We start from the raw sequence: 16,563 nt of genomic DNA on the forward strand, positions 1-16,563 counted from the left end.
CTCAGGCCGGCGCGGCGTGGGTCGTGACGAACTGAACGATCGCCGTCAGCGTCTCGGGATGCTCCTCCAGATGCGGAAGGTGCGCGACGTCGCCGAGCTCCACGAGTTCGGCATCGGGCAGGGAGGTGGCGATGTGATGGGCATTCCGCCGCACGTGCGCCAGGTCGAGGTCGCCGATCAGCACGAGCGCGGGCACCGTGATCTCGGCGAGGCGGGGCCAGGCCTCGTCGATCGAGGCCTCCGCGCCGGGGTCGGGGGCGGCGAGAGCGCGGCCGTTCATATCCAGGAAGAGTGCACGGGCCCCGGGCGCGGCGCGATCGGCGTGCCCGGGACCGTCGAGCCACACTTCGGCCTCGAGACGGTTGACCTCGTCGAGGTCGCCCCTGGCGTCGGCGGCGTCGATGCGGCGGTCCAGTTCCGCGACGATGGGGTCGAGTTCGGCTGCGGGCGCGCCGCCGATCGCCGGGGCGATCAGGACGAGGGCGCGGACGCGGTCCGGGTGCGCAAGGGCGAGGTTGATCGCCGCGCGGCCGCCCATCGAGCAGCCGATGACGATCGCCCTGTCGACGGCCAGGGCGTCGAGCACGGCGACGGCGTCGGACACGGGCGACCAGCCGTCCTCCGCGTCGTATTCCGTCTCGCCGTAGCCTCGAGTGTCGTAGCGGATGCTGTGCACCGCGGTGCCGAGGCGGTCCACCAGGGGCGCCCAGGACCGTCGATCCGTCACACCGGCGTGGATCATCAGTACGGGCGCGCCGGACGCAGATCCGCTGTGCTCGACCGCGAGCCGAGCCCGGCCGGAGGCGACGTTCTCGCGCGTCACGGGATCAGGATGATCTTGCCGGCGGTTGCGCCCGATTCCACGAGTTCGTGCGCGCGTGCCGCCTCGGCGAGGGGCAGCTCCGGCCCGAGCTCGATCGTGAAGTCGCCGCTGGCGAGCAGCTCGATCGTCTTCGGCAGCGCCTCTGCGCGCCAGGCGAGTTCCTCCTCGGTGAGCGGGATCGGAGAGCCGCCTTGGAAGCCGCGGATGCCGAACCCCGCGGCGTCCGCCCCGCGGACGATCGTGGCGATACGGTCGCGGTCGGACACGAGTTCCAGCGAAGCCTCGATGGCCTCGTCGGTTCCGGCGCAGTCAAGTGCGACGGTGATGCCGCCGGGGGCCGCCTCTCGCACCCGCTCGAGCAGGCCGGGGCCGTAGGAGACGGGGATCGCGCCGAGTTCGCGCAGCTGATCGTGTCGCGCGGGACTCGCTGTTGCGATGACGGTGGCGCCCCAGGCCACGGCGAACTGCACTGCTGCCTGGCCGACCGCGCCGGAACCGGCGTGCACGAGCAGTGCGTCTCCGGCGCCCACTCCGATTGAGCGGAGCGCCTGGTACGCCGTGCCGGCCGGGATGCCGATGCCGGCGCCTTCGGCGGTGGTCACCGAGTCGGGGAGCACCGCGAGGTTCCGCACCGGCACGACCAGCGACGATGCGTACGTGCCGACGGTGTCGCGGATCGCCACGCGGTCGCCGAGAGCGAAGCCTTCGACGTCGTCGCCCAGCGCTTCGATCACGCCGGCGCCGTCGTAGCCGACCGGCCGAGGTTCGGTGATCGGCTTGGATGCACGCTTGCCGCTGCGCAACTTCGCGTCGATCGGGTTCACCCCTGCCGCTTCGATCCGCACGACGACCTCGCCGGAGGTCGCGAGCGGATCGGGGGTCTCGATGAGGTGCAGGACGTCGGGGGAACCGATTTCGGTGTAGACGATCGCGCGGGTCATACGATGAGGCTACCCGTCGGATTCAGCGCCCGGACAACGCCTTCATGATGCGCTGCGGGGATACCGGCTGGGCCGTGCCGAGCCGCTGCGCGAAGAGGCTCACCCGGTACTCCTCCAGCAGCCAGCGCGTCTCCAGGAGCGCAGGCGACGCCGTGGCGGGGAGGGGGATCGTGCCGCCCGCATCCGCGTACGCCGTGGACATCCGCTCATACTCGGTCATCCGCGTGCGGTCCTTGCCAGGGGCCTCTGCGAGGGTCTTCAGCCGGTCCAGCATCCCCTCGAGATACCGCGGATAGTTCGCAAGGCGTGCGATGCCGGTTGCGGAGATGAAACCGGGATGCAGCAGACCCGTCAACTGCGTGCGGACGTCGTTCAGCGGGCCGAGCAGGGCGAGTGAGTTCTGCGACTTGATGCCGCGCTCGACCTCGCGGGACTTCGTCAGGATGCGCGCGACCAGCGAGACGCAGGCGAAGAGCTCGTCGACGATCACTTCGGACACGGCGTCGCGCACCAGGGAGAACTCGGCCTCGGTCCGGAGCAGGCCTCCCGGAGCCGTCCGCTCGATGATCCCGCGCACCACGGCAGCTCTCGAGTCCTCGATCAAGGCCGCTGCAGACGAGTACGGCGACGCAGCGAGCGCCAGCTTCTCGTGGCTGGTCAGGTGCTGCTGCACATACGACGACGGCGAGGGCACCGCGAGGAGGATGAGGCGCAGAACGCCGTCGCGGGTGGCCGCGGTCGCGGCATCCGCCGTCGCCTCGACACGCACGGCGACGCTCTTGCCCTGATCGATGATGGCCGGGTAGCCGCGCACGACCCCGCCGGCGACTCTCGTGTCGAGTACTTCGGGCAGATCGCCGAAGTTCCAGGAGGTGAGGCCCTCACGCTCGATCGAGCCGCGGTGCGACGCCGCAGCAACGGAGGCCGCGGCATCGGCAGACCCTTCCCGCGTGCGGGCGGGGGCGGCGATCGAGCGGGCCACGCTGCTTCTCGCTCGGTCCGAGAGCTGGTCCTGCAGGGCGCGCAGGTCACGCCCGGAGCCGGCGACCCGGCCCCGCTCGTCGACTGCACGGAAGTTCATCCGCAGGTGCGCCGGCACGCGTTCCTCATCGAAGTCCGCCGCCGAGACCAGCTGATTGGCCAGCGGCTGGATCATCCGGGCCAGCGCTTCTTTCAGCGATCGCCCCGGCGATCCCGTGTGCGCCTCCGGCCCCTCCTCGGCGAGAGCGGCTCCGAACTTCTCGGCCCAGTCCGCCGCGGGCACGACGTGCCGGCGGATCGCCTTCGGAAGGGCGCGCAGCAGCGCCGTGACGAGTTCCGCGCGAAGGCCGGGGACCTGCCAGTCGAAGCCGCGATCTTCGATCTGCGCCAGCAGCGCCAACGGGATGACCACGCTCACGCCGTCGTCTGGGGCGCCCGGCTCGAATCGATAGGCGAGGCCGAGCACCTGGTCGCCCTGGGTCCAGCGCGTCGGGAACTCGTTCTGATCCGCGCGGCCGTCGTCGTCGAGCAGATCGCCCTCGCGCATGACCAGCAGCTTCGGGGTCGATTGCAGAGCCTCGCGCCACCACGCCTCGAAGGAGCGCACGTCGAACACCTCGGCGGGGATCCGCTCGTCGTAGAAGCGGTAGACGGCTTCATCGCCGGCCAGGATGTCACGGCGGCGCTCACGCTCTTCGAGTTTCTCGAGGCGTTTGCGCAGTTCGGCGTTGCTGCGCCAGAACGCCGAGACCCGCTTGTCGATGCGGCTCGGGTCCCACTCGCCCTCGACGAGCGCGTGCCGGAGGAAGAACTCTCGGGACGCCGGCCGGTCGATCCGCGCGAACTGCACACGGCGACGGGGGATGATCTCCACCCCGAAGAGCGTCACCTTCTCGAAGGCGACCGCGGCGCCGGCGTCCTTCGACCAGTGCGGCTCGGTGATCTGCCGCTTCGCCAGGTCGCCGGCGAGAGGCTCTGCCCATGCCGGGTCGATCGCGGCCGCAGTCCGCGCGAAGGTGCGCGACGTCTCCACGATCTCCGCCGCCATCACCGCACGCGGACTCTTCTTGCGAAGCGCCGAGCCGGGGAAGATCGAGAAGCGGATGCCGCGGGCGCCCCGATACTCGGCGACGCGGCGACCCTTCTCTTTACCGGGGGAGTGCGCTTTCGCGGCCGGAGCGTTGCGCTCGTCGAGCAGCCCGATCTGGGAGAGGAGCCCGGCGAGCAGCGCGCGATGCACGGCATCCGGATCCGCGGTGCCCGCGGAATCGGGCGCCTTGACGAGCGTGCGCAGCTGTCGGTGCACGTCGAACCATTCCCGCACCCGCACGTAGTTCAGGTGCTCGGCTCTGCAGAGGCGGCGGAAGGCGCTGGAGCCGAGTTCGTTCTGCTGCTCACGGAGGTGATTCCACAGGTTCAGCATCGTGAGGAAGTCGCTCGTCGGGTCCGCGAACCGGGCGTGCAGGCGGTCGGCCTCCTCGCGGCGTTCTTCCGGTCGCTCCCGGACGTCCTGGATCGAGAGGCCGGCGACGATCGGGAGCACAGATGCGGTGACGCCATGATGAGCCGACTCGACGAGCATGCGCGCGAACCGCGGGTCGATCGGCATGCGCGAGATGTCGCGCCCGACGCGGGTGAGTCGCGGTGCCTCAGAGCCTCGCGCAGCGGCGACCGCGCCGAGCTCGGTGAGGAGTTCGAAGGCCGCTTTGACTCCGCGGGAATCCGGCGGGGTGAGGAAGGGGAAGGCGGTGATGTCGCCGAAGCCCAGCGCCAGCATCTGCAGGATCACCGAGGCGAGCGATGTGCGCAGGATCTCGGGTTCGGTGAACTCCGGCCGCTTGCCGTAGTCCTCTTCGCTGTACAGGCGGATCGCGATGCCGTCGCTGGTGCGGCCGGCGCGGCCGGCGCGCTGGTTCGCCGAGGCCTGGGAGATCGGTTCGATCGGCAGCTGCTGCACCTTGGAGCGGTTGCTGTAGCGCGAGATGCGAGCGGTGCCGGTGTCGATGACGTAACGGATTCCGGGAACGGTGAGGCTCGTCTCCGCGACGTTGGTGGCCAGGATCACTCGACGGCGAACGCCGGCCACGCGGCTGCGCTCGAAGACCCGATGCTGTTCCGCGGCGGACAGACGGCCGTAGAGGGGGAGCACTTCCGTGGGCGATCGGTCCTTCGCGTAGGCGCCGCGCACGGCATCGGCCGCATCCCGGATCTCCGCCTCGCCGGGGAGGAAGACCAGCACATCGCCGGGTTCTTCGCGATCGAGTTCGCGGAGCGCTGTGACGATGGCGGAGACCTCATCGGCCGGATCGTCACCGGGACGTTCATGACTCCTCGATTTCGTGCCGGATCGACCCGATCCGGCACCCTTTGCCCCCGCGGACGGAGATTCTTGAGGAGTCGTGGGCGAGTCCTCCGATTCGTCGATCTGCGGACGGTACCGGATCTCGACCGGATAGGTGCGCCCGGAGACCTCGATGATCGGCGCGGGATTGCCCGCAGCGTCGGCGAAGTGCTTGGCGAAGCTCTCTGGATCGATCGTCGCCGAGGTGATGATCACCTTCAGATCGCGGCGCTCGGGCAGGATGCGGACGAGGTAGCCGAGCAGGAAGTCGACGTTCAGCGAGCGCTCGTGCGCCTCGTCGATGATGATCGTGTCGTAGCGGGTGAGCAGCCGGTCGCGGTGGATCTCGTTCAGCAGGATGCCGTCGGTCATCAGGGCGACGCGCGTGGCCTCCGACACCTTGTCGGTGAAGCGCACCTTGTATCCGACGAGCGTGCCGAGCTCGACGTGCAGCTCCTCGGCGACGCGCTCGGCGATCGTGCGGGCGGCGAGGCGGCGCGGCTGGGTGTGCGCGATGCGCTCCCGCCCGAGCTCGAGGCAGATCTTCGGCAGCTGCGTGGTCTTTCCCGAACCGGTCGCACCGGCGACGATCACGACCTGATGGTCGCGGATGGCGTCGGCGATCTCCTCCCTGGCGGCACTGACGGGCAGCTCCGGGGGATAGGAGATCACAAGGGGGGACGCGGACATAGCTCTCTATCGTATGACGCCGACGTGCCCTGTGATTCAGACGCGCAAACCGCACACCGCCGCGGGGTCGGTGTCGACCATTGACCAGCAAACAACTTTGCGATACAAAGTTAACCATGAGAGGGGGCGAGGGGATGCAGACCACGAGTGAAGCCGGCGCGTGGACCTCGCCGTCGGCATCGACGAAGAACTGGGCGCTGGGCCTGCCCGCGTTGCGCGTCGCTCTCGTCGCCGCAGCGTCAGCGCTCACCTGGGCCGTCGTCAACTCGATCGAGCCCGGTACCGCGTTTCCGCCGCCCCCGATGCTCGCCGCGGCAGCGATGCTGCCTGTGAACGTCGTCTGCCTGTGGCTCGTCGCTCGTCTGCTCCGCACGGCCGGGCACAGCATCCGTGGTCTCCTCGGCTTCGACCGCCGTCGTATCCTGAGCGATCTGGCTTGGGGGCTGCTCTGGCTCGTTGTGCTGTATCTGCCTTTCGCCGCGACAATCATGCTCGTCACCTGGTTGCAGCACGGCGATGAGATGTTCGTGCGGATGGAGACGATCTTCTTCGATCCGGCAAGCATCCCGACCCTCACCCCGGTCGCGTGGGCGGTCATCGGGATCATCGGCGCGCTCACCTTCGCGCCACTGAATTCTCCTGCTGAAGAGGTCCTGTATCGCGGCTATGCCCGGGTTGCGCTGGAGCGCCGCGGCCGCCGGGCCGCCGCGATCCTGCTCCCTTCCGCTCTGTTCGGTCTGCAGCATGTCTGGTATGCGCCGACACCGGATGCGGTGCTCTCGTTCGCCTGTGCCTTCTTCGTCTGGGGAATCGGTTCGGCCTTCATCGCACGGCGCCAAGGTCGACTGATGCCGCTCGTCTGCGCCCATGGCCTGGTTAATCTCGTGTTCACGCTGCCCGCGCTCGCGCTGCCTTTTCTCCCTGCCATGAACGGAGCCTGAGATGGCCGAAATCGACGACCCCCCACGCAGCCCCGCGGAGATGCTCGCCCTCGTGGATGATCAGCAGCGTGTCGTCTCCGGGCGGATGGCGACGTTCGTCCCGTGGATCCTGCTGTCCTGGGGAGTCGCCTGGCTCGTCGGATTCCTCGTGCTCTGGTTCGACGCGCAGCAGCCCCTGGCCAGTTGGCGGCCGACGCTGCCCGCCGGACTGACGTTCGCGGCCCTGCTGCTGGCGGCAGGAACCCTCTCCACCGTGTTCGGCATCCGCTCCGGCCGTGGTCTGCGAGGCACGCGCGACTCGGCGATCATCGGCATGGTCTACGGGAACCTGTGGTGGCTCGGCAGTTTCGCGATCATGCTGCTCGGCCAAGCCCTCCTGCGGGCAGGCATGGAGGAATCACTGCTGAGCATCTTCTACCCGAGCGCCTTCATCTTCTTCTCCGGAGTGATGTACGTCATGTCCGGACTGATCTGGCGGGCCTACCCGATGATGCTGCTCGGCGTGTGGTCGGTGGTCATCAGCGCCGTCGGCGCGCTCCTTCCGCCTCCTGGGCACTACATGCTCTATGCCCTCGCAGGAGGTGGAGCGTTTCTGGTCACCGCCGCCTGGTCTGCGCGGTGGGTCATCGTCGCTCGCCGGCGTGTGGCGGGCTCGGGACGACGATCTTGACCGAACTCGACCCTGTCATCCACGCGCAGGCGCGGCTTCGCATCGTGGCGGCGCTCGCGACGCTGCAGCCCGCCGACAGCATCACCTTCCCACGTTTGCAAGAACTGCTCGATATGACGGCGGGAAACCTCTCCACTCACCTCCGCAAGCTCGAAGACGCGCAGTACGTCCAGGTCGAGAAGACCCATAAGGCCCGAACTCCCGTCACATACGTCTCGCTGACACGGCAGGGACGTCGCGCTTTCGAGGACTACACCGAGACGTTGCGCGCGCTCTTGGCACGCGGCATCCCTATGATCGATCCGTGACGACCGGCGCAGCATCACTCGCGAGCATCCCGCCTTGGCTGAACGTGTCGACGTGGTGGCGCACGTTCGGGCGTCCCCCGCGGATCATGGGCCTCGACATCGCACGTGCGATCGCGATCATCGGCATGATCGGTGCGCACCTGGGGCAGACCGCCGAGACGATCGAGCTCTCCGATCCCTCCACCTGGTCGGCGATCGTGCACGGCAACCCCTCACTGCTGTTCGCCCTTCTCGCGGGCTTCTCGATCTCGTTGATGACACGCCGCGGTGCGATCGCGCCGGCTGACGTCCCGGCGTTGCGCCTGCGGATGCTCGGTCGCGGTGCCACGATCTTCGTGATCGGGCTGTTCCTCGAACTGCTGAACACCCCGATCGCGGTGATCCTCACGCTGTACGGCGTGCTCTATGTCGCGATCATCCCGCTGCTGCGCTGGCGCACGTCGCGGCTGATCCTGACAGCCGCGCTGCTCGGGCTCTGCGGGCCGCCGCTGCTGGCGTTGCTGACGACCCTCTCGGCCGGCGCAAACGGCGGAGGCATATCCCTGGTCCTGTTCGGCAGCTACCCGATCACCGTGTGGCTGTGCTTCGGTGTCACCGGAATGGTGCTCGGGCGCTTGCGCCTGGACCGGGCGCGCACGGCCGTGTGGTTCGTCGTCGTCGGTATCGTGCTTCTCACGATCGGCTACGGCCTCGGAGACACCGGAACTTCGGCTGATCCCGGCCTGGCATGGGTTGAATCCCCACGGGCGTGGGCGGGCTGGCTGCAGTTGTTGGGGAGCGCGGAGCCGTTCGAGCGGATGCTCGATGCCGTGCTGGCCGCCGCCCCGCACTCGGGCGGTGTGATGGAGATTCTCGGCGCAGGAGGCCTCGGCGTCGCCGTGATCGGAGTGTGCATTCTGCTCAGTGCTCCGCTGCGCTGGGTGCTGCTGCCTTTCGCCGCACTCGGCTCCATGCCGCTCAGCGCATACAGCGTCCACGTGGTGTCCTATGTGCTGATGGCGGGGCCCGGCGGATTCATCTCGTCGAACGAGACCTGGGTCTGGTCGGTGGTCGTGCTGCTGATCGCGACCACCGCGTGGTCGATCTTCTCCGGACGAGGTCCGCTGGAGCGCCTGACTGCGCGAGTGGCCGATGCGGCGGCATCCGCGCCACCCGGTGCGCAGCGCCCATAGGCTGGATCGCATGACGATTCCCACTCTCGAACTCAACGACGGCAACTCCATCCCGCAGCTCGGTTACGGTGTCTTCAAAGTTCCGGCGGATGAGACCGAACGGGCCGTGAGCGATGCGCTCGAGATCGGCTACCGCCACATCGACACGGCCGCGATCTACGGCAACGAAGAAGGCGTCGGCGCCGCGATCGCGAAGAGCGGCATCCCTCGTGACGAGCTCTTCATCACGACGAAGCTCTGGAACGACCGTCATGACGGCGATGCACCGAACGCGGCGATCGCCGAGAGCCTGGAGAAGCTCGGCCTCGAGCAGGTCGACCTGTACCTCGTGCACTGGCCGACCCCCGCGAAGGACAACTTCGTTCATGCCTTCGCGAAGATCGTCGAGCTCCGCGAAGCGGGCCTCACCCGCAGCGTCGGCGTGTCCAACTTCCTCGTCGAGCACCTCGAGCGCGTCGTCGACGAGACCGGCGTCGTGCCGGCCGTGAACCAGATCGAACTGCATCCGGCGTACCAGCAGCGTGACGTCGTCGCATGGGGCGCCGAGCGTGGCATCCGCACCGAGGCCTGGGGGCCGCTCGGCCAGGGCAAGTACGACCTGTTCGGAGCGCCGGCCGTCGCCGATGCCGCGGTCGCCCACGGCGTCACGCCGGCACAGGCTGTGCTGCGCTGGCACCTGCAGAAGGACATCATCGTGTTCCCGAAGTCGGTGCGCGCCGAGCGACTGAGGGAGAACCTCGACGTCTTCGGCTTCGCACTGACCGATGCCGAGGTCGCCGCGATCGACGCGCTCGACCCGCTGGACGGCTCCGGCCGGGTCGGCTCGCACCCGAACGACGTGAACTGAGTCATCCGCGCCGGAGGCTGCGGGCGTAGCGTGAAGGCATGACCAATCGGCTCGCCGACACGCTCAGCCCGTACCTCCGCGCGCACGCCGAGAACCCGGTGGACTGGTTCCCGTGGGGATCGGAGGCGTTCGCCGAGGCTCGGCGACGCGACGTGCCGCTGCTCGTCTCGATCGGCTACTCCACTTGCCACTGGTGCCATGTGATGGCACGCGAGTCCTTCGCCGATCCGGTGATCGCGGCCGTGATGAACGAGGGCTTCGTCTCGGTGAAGGTCGATCGGGAGGAGCATCCGGACGTCGACGGCGCCTTCATGGCCGCTGCATCCGCGTTCACTCAGAACCTGGGCTGGCCCCTCACCGTGTTCGCGACGCCGCAGGGGCAGGTGTTCTACGCCGGAACGTACTGGCCGCCGGTGGCGCGCGAGCCCATGCCGGCGTTCCGCGACGTGCTCGCGGCGGTGCAGGACGCATGGACGACCCGAAGGGACAAGGTGGAGGAGTCGGCCGGTGCCGTCGCGGATGCGCTCGCGCGGGCCGCCGCGACGACGCCATCCGAGCTGCCGACCCCGGCCGCGATCGTCGACGCCGCCGAGTCCATCGCCGCGCGCGAGGATCCCCGGTTCGGCGGGTACGGCGGTGCGCCGAAGTTCCCGGTCGCGACGACGCTGCGGTTCCTGCAGAACGCGCTGGTGCGACGGGATGCTCCGGATGCCGCGGCATCCGCCCAGCGCGCGCTGGCCGCGATGGTCTCGTCCGAACTGCGCGATACCGTCGACGGCGGCTTCTTCCGCTATGCCACGCAGCGGGACTGGACGGTACCGCACTACGAGCGGATGCTCACCGACAACGCCCAGCTGCTGGATGTCGCGCTCGCCGCCGGCGATGCCGTGACGGCGCGCGGCATCGCCGGCTTCCTGCTGACCGTGCTGCAGCGCGAGGGCGGCGGTTTCGGTGCGGCGCAGGATTCGGAGTCGTGGATCGAGGGGGAGCGAAGCGAGGGCGGCTACTACGCGCGGAGCGCAACTGAGCGCGCCGCACTCGAGCCGCCGGCGGTCGACGGCAAGGTGATCACCGGCTGGAACGGTCTGGCGATCGGGGCGCTCGCCCGTGCCGGCGCCGCCCTGGGCGAAGACTCCTGGATCGTGGCTGCCATCGCAGCGGCCGACGCGGTGCAGCGGTTGAACCGCGGCGCGAACGGCGAGCTCGTGCGCGCATCCCTCGACGGTGTCGCATCCGCTGCGGTGGCCGCCCCGGCCGATCTCGGCCTTCTCGCCGACGGCCTGTTCGCGCTCGCCGTCGCGACCGGCGACGCGGCCTGGGCGGTGACGGGGCGCGAGATCCTCGATCGAGCATTCGACGGCATCGCACCGGATCCGGTGCTGTCGGCGCACGGAATGGCGTTGTCGCCGGATCAGAGCGACGGAGACCTGCCGTCCGGATCCGCGGCGATCGCCGCGGCGGCGCTGACCGCCTGGCGGCTCGGGGCGGGCGAGGAGTACCGCGCAGCCGCGGAGGCCGCTGTGCGCGAGCTCTCTGTGCGAGCGCTGGCGCAACCGTTCGCGTACGGGTCCCTGCTGCGGGTCGCGTCCGAGCTCGCCGAACCGCCTCGGCAGGTGGTCGTCGTCACCGCCGCTCGCGGCAGCGCACTCGCCGATGCGGCGCGCGCCGCCGATGCCGACGTGGTCGCCGTGGTGACTCCCGCACAGGCGGAGGCCTTCGCCGATGCCGGGTTCGAGCTGTTCGCCGGCAAGGCCGAGGTCCCGGAGCGCGCATTCGACTGTCGTGCGTTCGTGTGCCGGTTGCCGGTGTCGGACCCGTCGGAGTTGGCGATGGAGCGCTGAGCGCGGATCTCAGCCGACGTTGCGCGGATGCTGACGAGCGGTGCGCTCGTTGCCGCGGCGGTAGTTCCCCGTCACGCGAGCCATCAGCAGCTGGGAGTCTCCCCGCTCGACCTGAGCGAGGAAGTCGGCCGCGCTGGCGCCGCGCAGGGTGGTCGCGGTGGTGCCGTGATGCCGGATCACGACGTCATCGCCGCGCACGGTGAACGTGAATCCACTGGCGGTGCCCATGGGGTGATCCTAACGACGAGTCACGGTCTCCGATGCCAGCGGTGAGCAGAATGCCTATCGATTTTGCCCGAAGCGCGCTTCGATTGCGCGGCATGCGCAGTAACTGCTGAACCGATTGCCCAGTCAGCGGCATTCGGTCTAGTCTGGCGCGACAGCCGGCGGGTTCTGCGATCCGCCACGAATCACAGCAAGGATGCTCTGACGATGACACTCCCCGTCCGCGCCGGCCTCGATGCCGTCCCCGCGTATCGCCAAGGCCGTTCCGCGCCGGTCGGCGCGTCGAAACTCTCCTCGAACGAGTCCCCGCACCCGCCGCTTCCCTCCGTGATCGACGCGGTGCAGGAGCGGCTCGGCACGATCCAGCGCTACCCCGACATGAGCGCGGCAGAGCTCCGGTCCCGTCTCGCCGCACGCTACGCGGTCGATCCGGCACAGGTGACCGTCGGAGCGGGCTCCGTCGAGCTCGCCGCTCAGCTCATCCACGCGACGGCGGGAGAGGGCGATGAGGTCATGTTCGCCTGGCGCTCCTTCGAGGCCTACCCGGCGCTCGTGCGCATCGCGGGTGCGACGCCCATCGCCGTGCCGCTGGATGCGGATCACGGCCACGACCTCGACGCGATGCGTGCCGCGATCACGCCGCGCACACGGCTCATCTTCATCTGCAATCCGAACAACCCCACCGGCACCGTGGTCTCAGCCGAGGCGCTGGAGCAGTTCGTCGCCGCAGTGCCGCGCGACGTCCTCGTGGTGATCGACGAGGCGTACGTGCACTTCGACCGCACCTCGTACTCCGACGAGGGCGGCCAGGGTGCGGGTATCGATCTCCTCCGTCGCTTCCCGCACGTCGCCGTCCTGCACACGTTCTCCAAGGCGTACGGCCTCGCCGGACTCCGTGTCGGCTACGCCATCGCGCCGGTCGAGATCGCGGAGAATCAGCGCAAGGTCGCGATCCCGTTCGGGGTCAGCGACCTCGCGCAGGCGGCCGCCGTCGCCTCGCTGGATGCCGAAGACGAACTCGCCCTCCGGATCGACGAGGTCGTCGCCCAGCGCGAACGGCTGCGCGCGCTGCTGGAGGATGCCGGATGGGCTCCCGTCGCGTCGCAGGCGAACTTCGTCTGGGTGCCTGCCGGTACCCGCTCCGAAGAACTCGAGACGCTGCTCCGCGAGGGCGGCGTCATCACCCGGGCGTTCCCGGGCGAAGGCGTGCGCATCTCGTCGGGTTCGGCGGATGACATCGATCGAGTCGAAGCCGCGCTCGCCGCCTCCGCCCGTACCACTCGCACTCCACACCGATCAGATCAGCGCATGAACGAGGAAGTCCACGCATGACCGAAGTAACGACGATGACAACGACCACGAAGGGCCTGCACCCCGGCCTCACCCGGCGCCAGATCTCGATGATGGGGCTCGGCGGTGCGATCGGCGCCGGCCTCTTCGTCGGGTCCGGTCAGGCCATCGGCGTCGCGGGACCCGCCGTGCTGATCTCGTTCCTCGTCGCCGGCGCCATCGTCGTGCTGGTGATGGCGATGCTCGCCGAGATGGTCGCAGCCAGGCCGAGCTCGGGGGCTTTCAGCTCCTATGCCCAGAAGGCGATGGGACGCAGTGCCGGCAGCGCCGTCGGTTGGCTGTACTGGATCCAGCTCGTCGTCGTGATCGCGGCCGAGGCGACCGGTGCCGCCGGCATCGTCGCCGGCTGGGTGCCAGGAGTGCCCGCCTGGGTATGGGTGCTCGTCTTCGTCGTCGCGCTCACCACGGTGAATCTCTTCGGCGTGCGCAACTACGGTCGCTTCGAGTTCTGGTTCGCGGCGATCAAGGTCGCCGCGATCATCCTGTTCCTCATCGTCGGGGTGTGCGCGATCATCGGTCTCGTCCCCGGCGTTCCGGCGACCGGTATCGGCAATCTCACCGCACACGGCGGCTTCGCCCCGAACGGCATCGCCGGCATCGCCGCCGCGCTCCTCATCGTCATGTTCGCGTTCGGCGGGACGGAGGTCGTCGCCATCGCCGCCGCGGAGTCGGATGACCCCGCACGCAACATCCGACGCATCGTCCGCGAGGTGATGGTGCGCATCATCGTCTTCTACTTCGGCTCGATCTTCGTCATCGTCGCCGTGCTGCCCTGGAACGACCCCGCGGTACTGGACGGACCGTTCTCGGCCGTCCTCGCCACGATCCGAGTGCCCGGTGTCGACCTGGTCATGTCGCTCATCGTCGTGATCGCGCTGCTGTCCGCGATGAACGCGAACATCTATGGCGCCTCGCGGATGGCGTTCTCGCTGGGTGAGCGCGGTCTGGCGCCGCGCGCGATCACCCGCACCAGTGACAAGGGAGTCCCGTACGTCGCGGTTCTCGCATCCGTCGCGTTCGGCTTCGTCACGGTCGGACTGAACTGGGCCTTCCCGGACGTGGTGCTGCCGGCTCTGCTCAACGTCGTCGGTTCGACCCTGCTCGTGATCTGGACGGCGACGGCGATCGCACAGATCATCCTGCGGCGGCGGGCGGATCGCGCCGGCGAGTCGATGCCGATGCGCATGTGGGGCTTCCCGTGGCTGTCGTGGCTGTGCCTCGCGCTGCTCGCCGGGGTCATCGCCCTCGTCATGATCGATCCGGCTGCACGCACCCAGCTGCTGCTCACGCTCGCACTGATGGCCGTGCTGCTGCTCGCCGCACGCCTGACCCGCGGTGTCTCGCGCCCGGGTGTCCCGAGGGAGTAGGAGCGAGCCATGCGCATCGATCGGCTGGATGCTGATCTCATCCGGATGCTGACCGAGTCGCCGCAGCTTCCGGTCCTGGAGTGCGCGCGGCGGCTGGGTGTTGCCAGGGGAACCGTGACCAGCCGCTTGGCCCGTCTGCAGGAGGGCGGAGTGATCGAGGCCATCGTGCCGAGGCTGGACCCGAGCGGCTTCGGGTACGGCCTGGTCGCGTTCTGCCTCGTCGAGATCGATCAGAAGGTCGGCCACGACGACGTCGCCGTCGCGCTGGCGGATGCCGTTCCCGAGATCGTCGACATGTACACCGTGACCGGTGCCAGCGACATGCAGCTGCGGCTCGTCGCCCGCGACGCGGTGCAGCTGCAGGACGTCCTCGACCGGGTCGCCGTCGTCCCCGGGGTGGCGCGCACCGCGTCATCCATCGCGATGCGCACGCACCTTTCGGGGCGGATACTGCCGCTCGTCGCTCATGTGGCGCATGAGGCGGAACAGCGATGACCTGGGTTCAGATCCAGCCCGGCATCCAGTTGTGCACGAGCCAGAACTCGTACGGGACGTTCATTCCGGTCCAGACGGGGTAGAAGAACGCCGACACCAGCACGGTGACGACAAGGAAGCCCAGCACCCAGCTCTCGCCGGATCGGCGCCGGTACAACGGATCGTCCCGTTCACCTGCGATCACCCGCAGCGTCAGCGCGAGGGCGAGCACGAGGAACGGCATCATCGTCACCGTGTAGAACTGGAAGATCGTGCGCTCCGGGATCAGCAGCCAGGGCACGTAGGTGACCGCGAGGCCGACCAGTGGCAACGTCAGACCCGGACCCACCGGAGCACGCCTGATCAGGCCGCGTACGAAGCGGTAGAGGAGGTAGACGGATGCGGCGACACCCCCGAACCAGATGAGCGGGTTCGGGATCGTCGAGATCACGGCGATGCAGTGATCCACGCCGCAGGCGCCTTCCTCGCCGCCGACCCACACCGCCGTCGGACGCAGCAGCAGCGGCCACTGCCAGGCCGGGCTCTCGTACTGATGACCGGTGGACAACCCGACGTGGAAGCCGAGGATCGACTGGTGGTAGTTCCAGAGGGCGACGAGCGGATTCGGATCGCTCTGCCTGTCGTAGCCGCCGGCGGTCACCAACCAGCCGGTCCAGCTGATCAGATACACCGCGAGCGCCGGGAACACGACCAGAAGGAACGACACCGGGCCCTGCTTGAAGGCGGCGGCCGTCGGCCAGAACACCACACCCGCGCGGCGGCGAGCGAGGGCGTCTGTGACCACGACGTACAGGCCGAGACCGGCGAGGGCGTACAGGCCCGACCATTTCACGGCCGATGCCGCGCCCAGGGCGACTCCGGCAGCGATCAGCCACGGCCGGCGCCACAGCACCGGACCCCAGAACGGGTCAGGATCGTCGGGATCGCGCCGCTCCAGGAGAGGGATCGTCCGCCTTCGATCGAGCAGCACGAACAGCGCACCGAGCACGATGAAGAACGTCAGCGACCCGTCGAGCAGAGCGACCCGGCTCATCACGATGCTGAGGCCGTCGATCGCCAGCAGCGTCCCGGCCACGGTGGCGACGACGAGCGAGCCGGACAGCTCACGCGCGATCAGGTAGACCAGCAGCACGGTGCCGGTACCGAGCAGCGCCGTCGTCAGACGCCACCCCTCACTGGCGCCAGGGCCGCCGATCGCCATACCCAGCGCGATGATCCACTTGCCCAGCGGCGGGTGCACGACGAAGGAGCCGGCCGCCTCGAGGGGGAGGTCCTTGCCGGTCGGGAACGCTTCGTTCGCGCCGTCTCCCCAGGTGCCCTCGTAGCCGAGGGTCCACAACGACCAGGCGTCTTTCACGTAGTAGGTCTCGTCGAACGCGAGGACATGCGGATGGCCGACGTTGGTGACGCGCAGCACGAGCGCGAGCATCGTCACGACGAGCGGCGCGAACCAGCGCAGCATCCGCCCCCAGTCGGGGTCGAAGAGGATGCGGTCGCGAAGCCCGCCGTATCGAGTCAACCGCTCCTGATGGGGAGGCAGGAGGGACGGGGGTGCGGTCACGGCTACAGCC

At 69.0% G+C, this 16,563-nt stretch carries 14 protein-coding genes; 9 read left to right on the forward strand and 5 right to left on the reverse strand.

The features are described from left to right. Position 1: 1 nt before the first annotated feature. From LTA6_RS12320 to hrpA, 3 genes are read right to left on the reverse strand one after another with little or no spacing between them, the layout of a single operon-like run. Positions 2–823, reverse strand: coding sequence for an alpha/beta fold hydrolase (locus tag LTA6_RS12320; protein WP_407357953.1), 822 nt, complete (start codon positions 821–823; stop codon positions 2–4). Next, positions 820–1,764 (reverse strand): zinc-binding alcohol dehydrogenase family protein, encoded by a 945-nt coding sequence (locus tag LTA6_RS12325; RefSeq protein ID WP_407357954.1) that lies wholly within the window; start codon positions 1,762–1,764, stop codon positions 820–822. Before LTA6_RS12325 ends, LTA6_RS12320 begins: the two co-directional genes overlap by 4 nt. Before the next feature lie 22 nt (positions 1,765–1,786). Then, positions 1,787–5,776 carry an ATP-dependent RNA helicase HrpA gene (gene hrpA, locus LTA6_RS12330; protein WP_407357955.1) on the reverse strand — a complete coding sequence of 1,330 codons (3,990 nt, stop codon included), beginning with the start codon at positions 5,774–5,776 and terminating at the stop codon, positions 1,787–1,789. A gap of 134 nt (positions 5,777–5,910) precedes the next feature. Here hrpA and LTA6_RS12335 point away from each other — a divergent pair, with 134 nt between their 5' ends. Genes LTA6_RS12335 through LTA6_RS12360 form a run of 6 tightly spaced genes read left to right on the forward strand, consistent with a single transcriptional unit; the run spans position 5,911 to position 11,555 of the window. Beyond that, a complete protein-coding gene (locus LTA6_RS12335; RefSeq protein WP_407357956.1) occupies positions 5,911–6,717 on the forward strand; it encodes a CPBP family intramembrane glutamic endopeptidase in 807 nt (268 codons plus the stop codon). Position 6,718: 1 nt separating this feature from the next. After that, positions 6,719–7,387, forward strand: a complete 669-nt coding sequence (locus LTA6_RS12340) for a hypothetical protein (protein WP_407357957.1) — start codon at positions 6,719–6,721, stop codon at positions 7,385–7,387. Beyond that, positions 7,384–7,695, forward strand: a complete 312-nt coding sequence (locus LTA6_RS12345) for a transcriptional regulator (RefSeq protein ID WP_407357958.1) — start codon at positions 7,384–7,386, stop codon at positions 7,693–7,695. The genes LTA6_RS12340 and LTA6_RS12345 overlap by 4 nt, the downstream gene beginning before the upstream one ends. Beyond that, positions 7,692–8,867: a heparan-alpha-glucosaminide N-acetyltransferase domain-containing protein gene (locus LTA6_RS12350; RefSeq protein WP_407357959.1), complete on the forward strand. Its 1,176-nt coding sequence runs from the start codon at positions 7,692–7,694 to the stop codon at positions 8,865–8,867. The genes LTA6_RS12345 and LTA6_RS12350 overlap by 4 nt, the downstream gene beginning before the upstream one ends. A 10-nt stretch (positions 8,868–8,877) precedes the next feature. Continuing rightward, positions 8,878–9,714: an aldo/keto reductase gene (locus LTA6_RS12355; RefSeq protein ID WP_407357960.1), complete on the forward strand. Its 837-nt coding sequence runs from the start codon at positions 8,878–8,880 to the stop codon at positions 9,712–9,714. 38 nt (positions 9,715–9,752) lie between these two features. Beyond that, the gene (locus LTA6_RS12360) at positions 9,753–11,555 is read left to right on the forward strand and encodes a DUF255 domain-containing protein (protein WP_341974051.1); all 1,803 of its coding nucleotides are present in this window, start codon (positions 9,753–9,755) and stop codon (positions 11,553–11,555) included. 9 nt (positions 11,556–11,564) lie between these two features. Here LTA6_RS12360 and LTA6_RS12365 read toward each other — a convergent pair whose 3' ends face one another. Continuing rightward, positions 11,565–11,783, reverse strand: a complete 219-nt coding sequence (locus tag LTA6_RS12365) for a hypothetical protein (RefSeq protein ID WP_341974052.1) — start codon at positions 11,781–11,783, stop codon at positions 11,565–11,567. A gap of 204 nt (positions 11,784–11,987) precedes the next feature. Between LTA6_RS12365 and hisC the strand changes: the two genes are divergently transcribed. From hisC to LTA6_RS12380, 3 genes are read left to right on the forward strand one after another with little or no spacing between them, the layout of a single operon-like run. Beyond that, positions 11,988–13,112, forward strand: a complete 1,125-nt coding sequence (gene hisC, locus LTA6_RS12370; protein ID WP_407357961.1) for a histidinol-phosphate transaminase — start codon at positions 11,988–11,990, stop codon at positions 13,110–13,112. Beyond that, positions 13,109–14,497, forward strand: coding sequence for an amino acid permease (locus LTA6_RS12375; RefSeq protein WP_341974054.1), 1,389 nt, complete (start codon positions 13,109–13,111; stop codon positions 14,495–14,497). The genes hisC and LTA6_RS12375 overlap by 4 nt, the downstream gene beginning before the upstream one ends. Before the next feature lie 9 nt (positions 14,498–14,506). Continuing rightward, positions 14,507–14,992, forward strand: coding sequence for an Lrp/AsnC family transcriptional regulator (locus LTA6_RS12380; RefSeq protein WP_341974055.1), 486 nt, complete (start codon positions 14,507–14,509; stop codon positions 14,990–14,992). Between the two features lie 7 nt (positions 14,993–14,999). Here the strand turns inward: LTA6_RS12380 and LTA6_RS12385 are convergent, their stop codons facing one another. Continuing rightward, positions 15,000–16,553, reverse strand: coding sequence for a dolichyl-phosphate-mannose--protein mannosyltransferase (locus tag LTA6_RS12385; protein WP_407357962.1), 1,554 nt, complete (start codon positions 16,551–16,553; stop codon positions 15,000–15,002). Between the last annotated feature and the right edge of the window lie 10 nt (positions 16,554–16,563).

The sequence above is a fragment of the Microbacterium sp. LTA6 genome (assembly GCF_045690355.1).
In the GTDB taxonomy this organism is placed as follows: Bacteria; Actinomycetota; Actinomycetes; order Actinomycetales; family Microbacteriaceae; genus Microbacterium.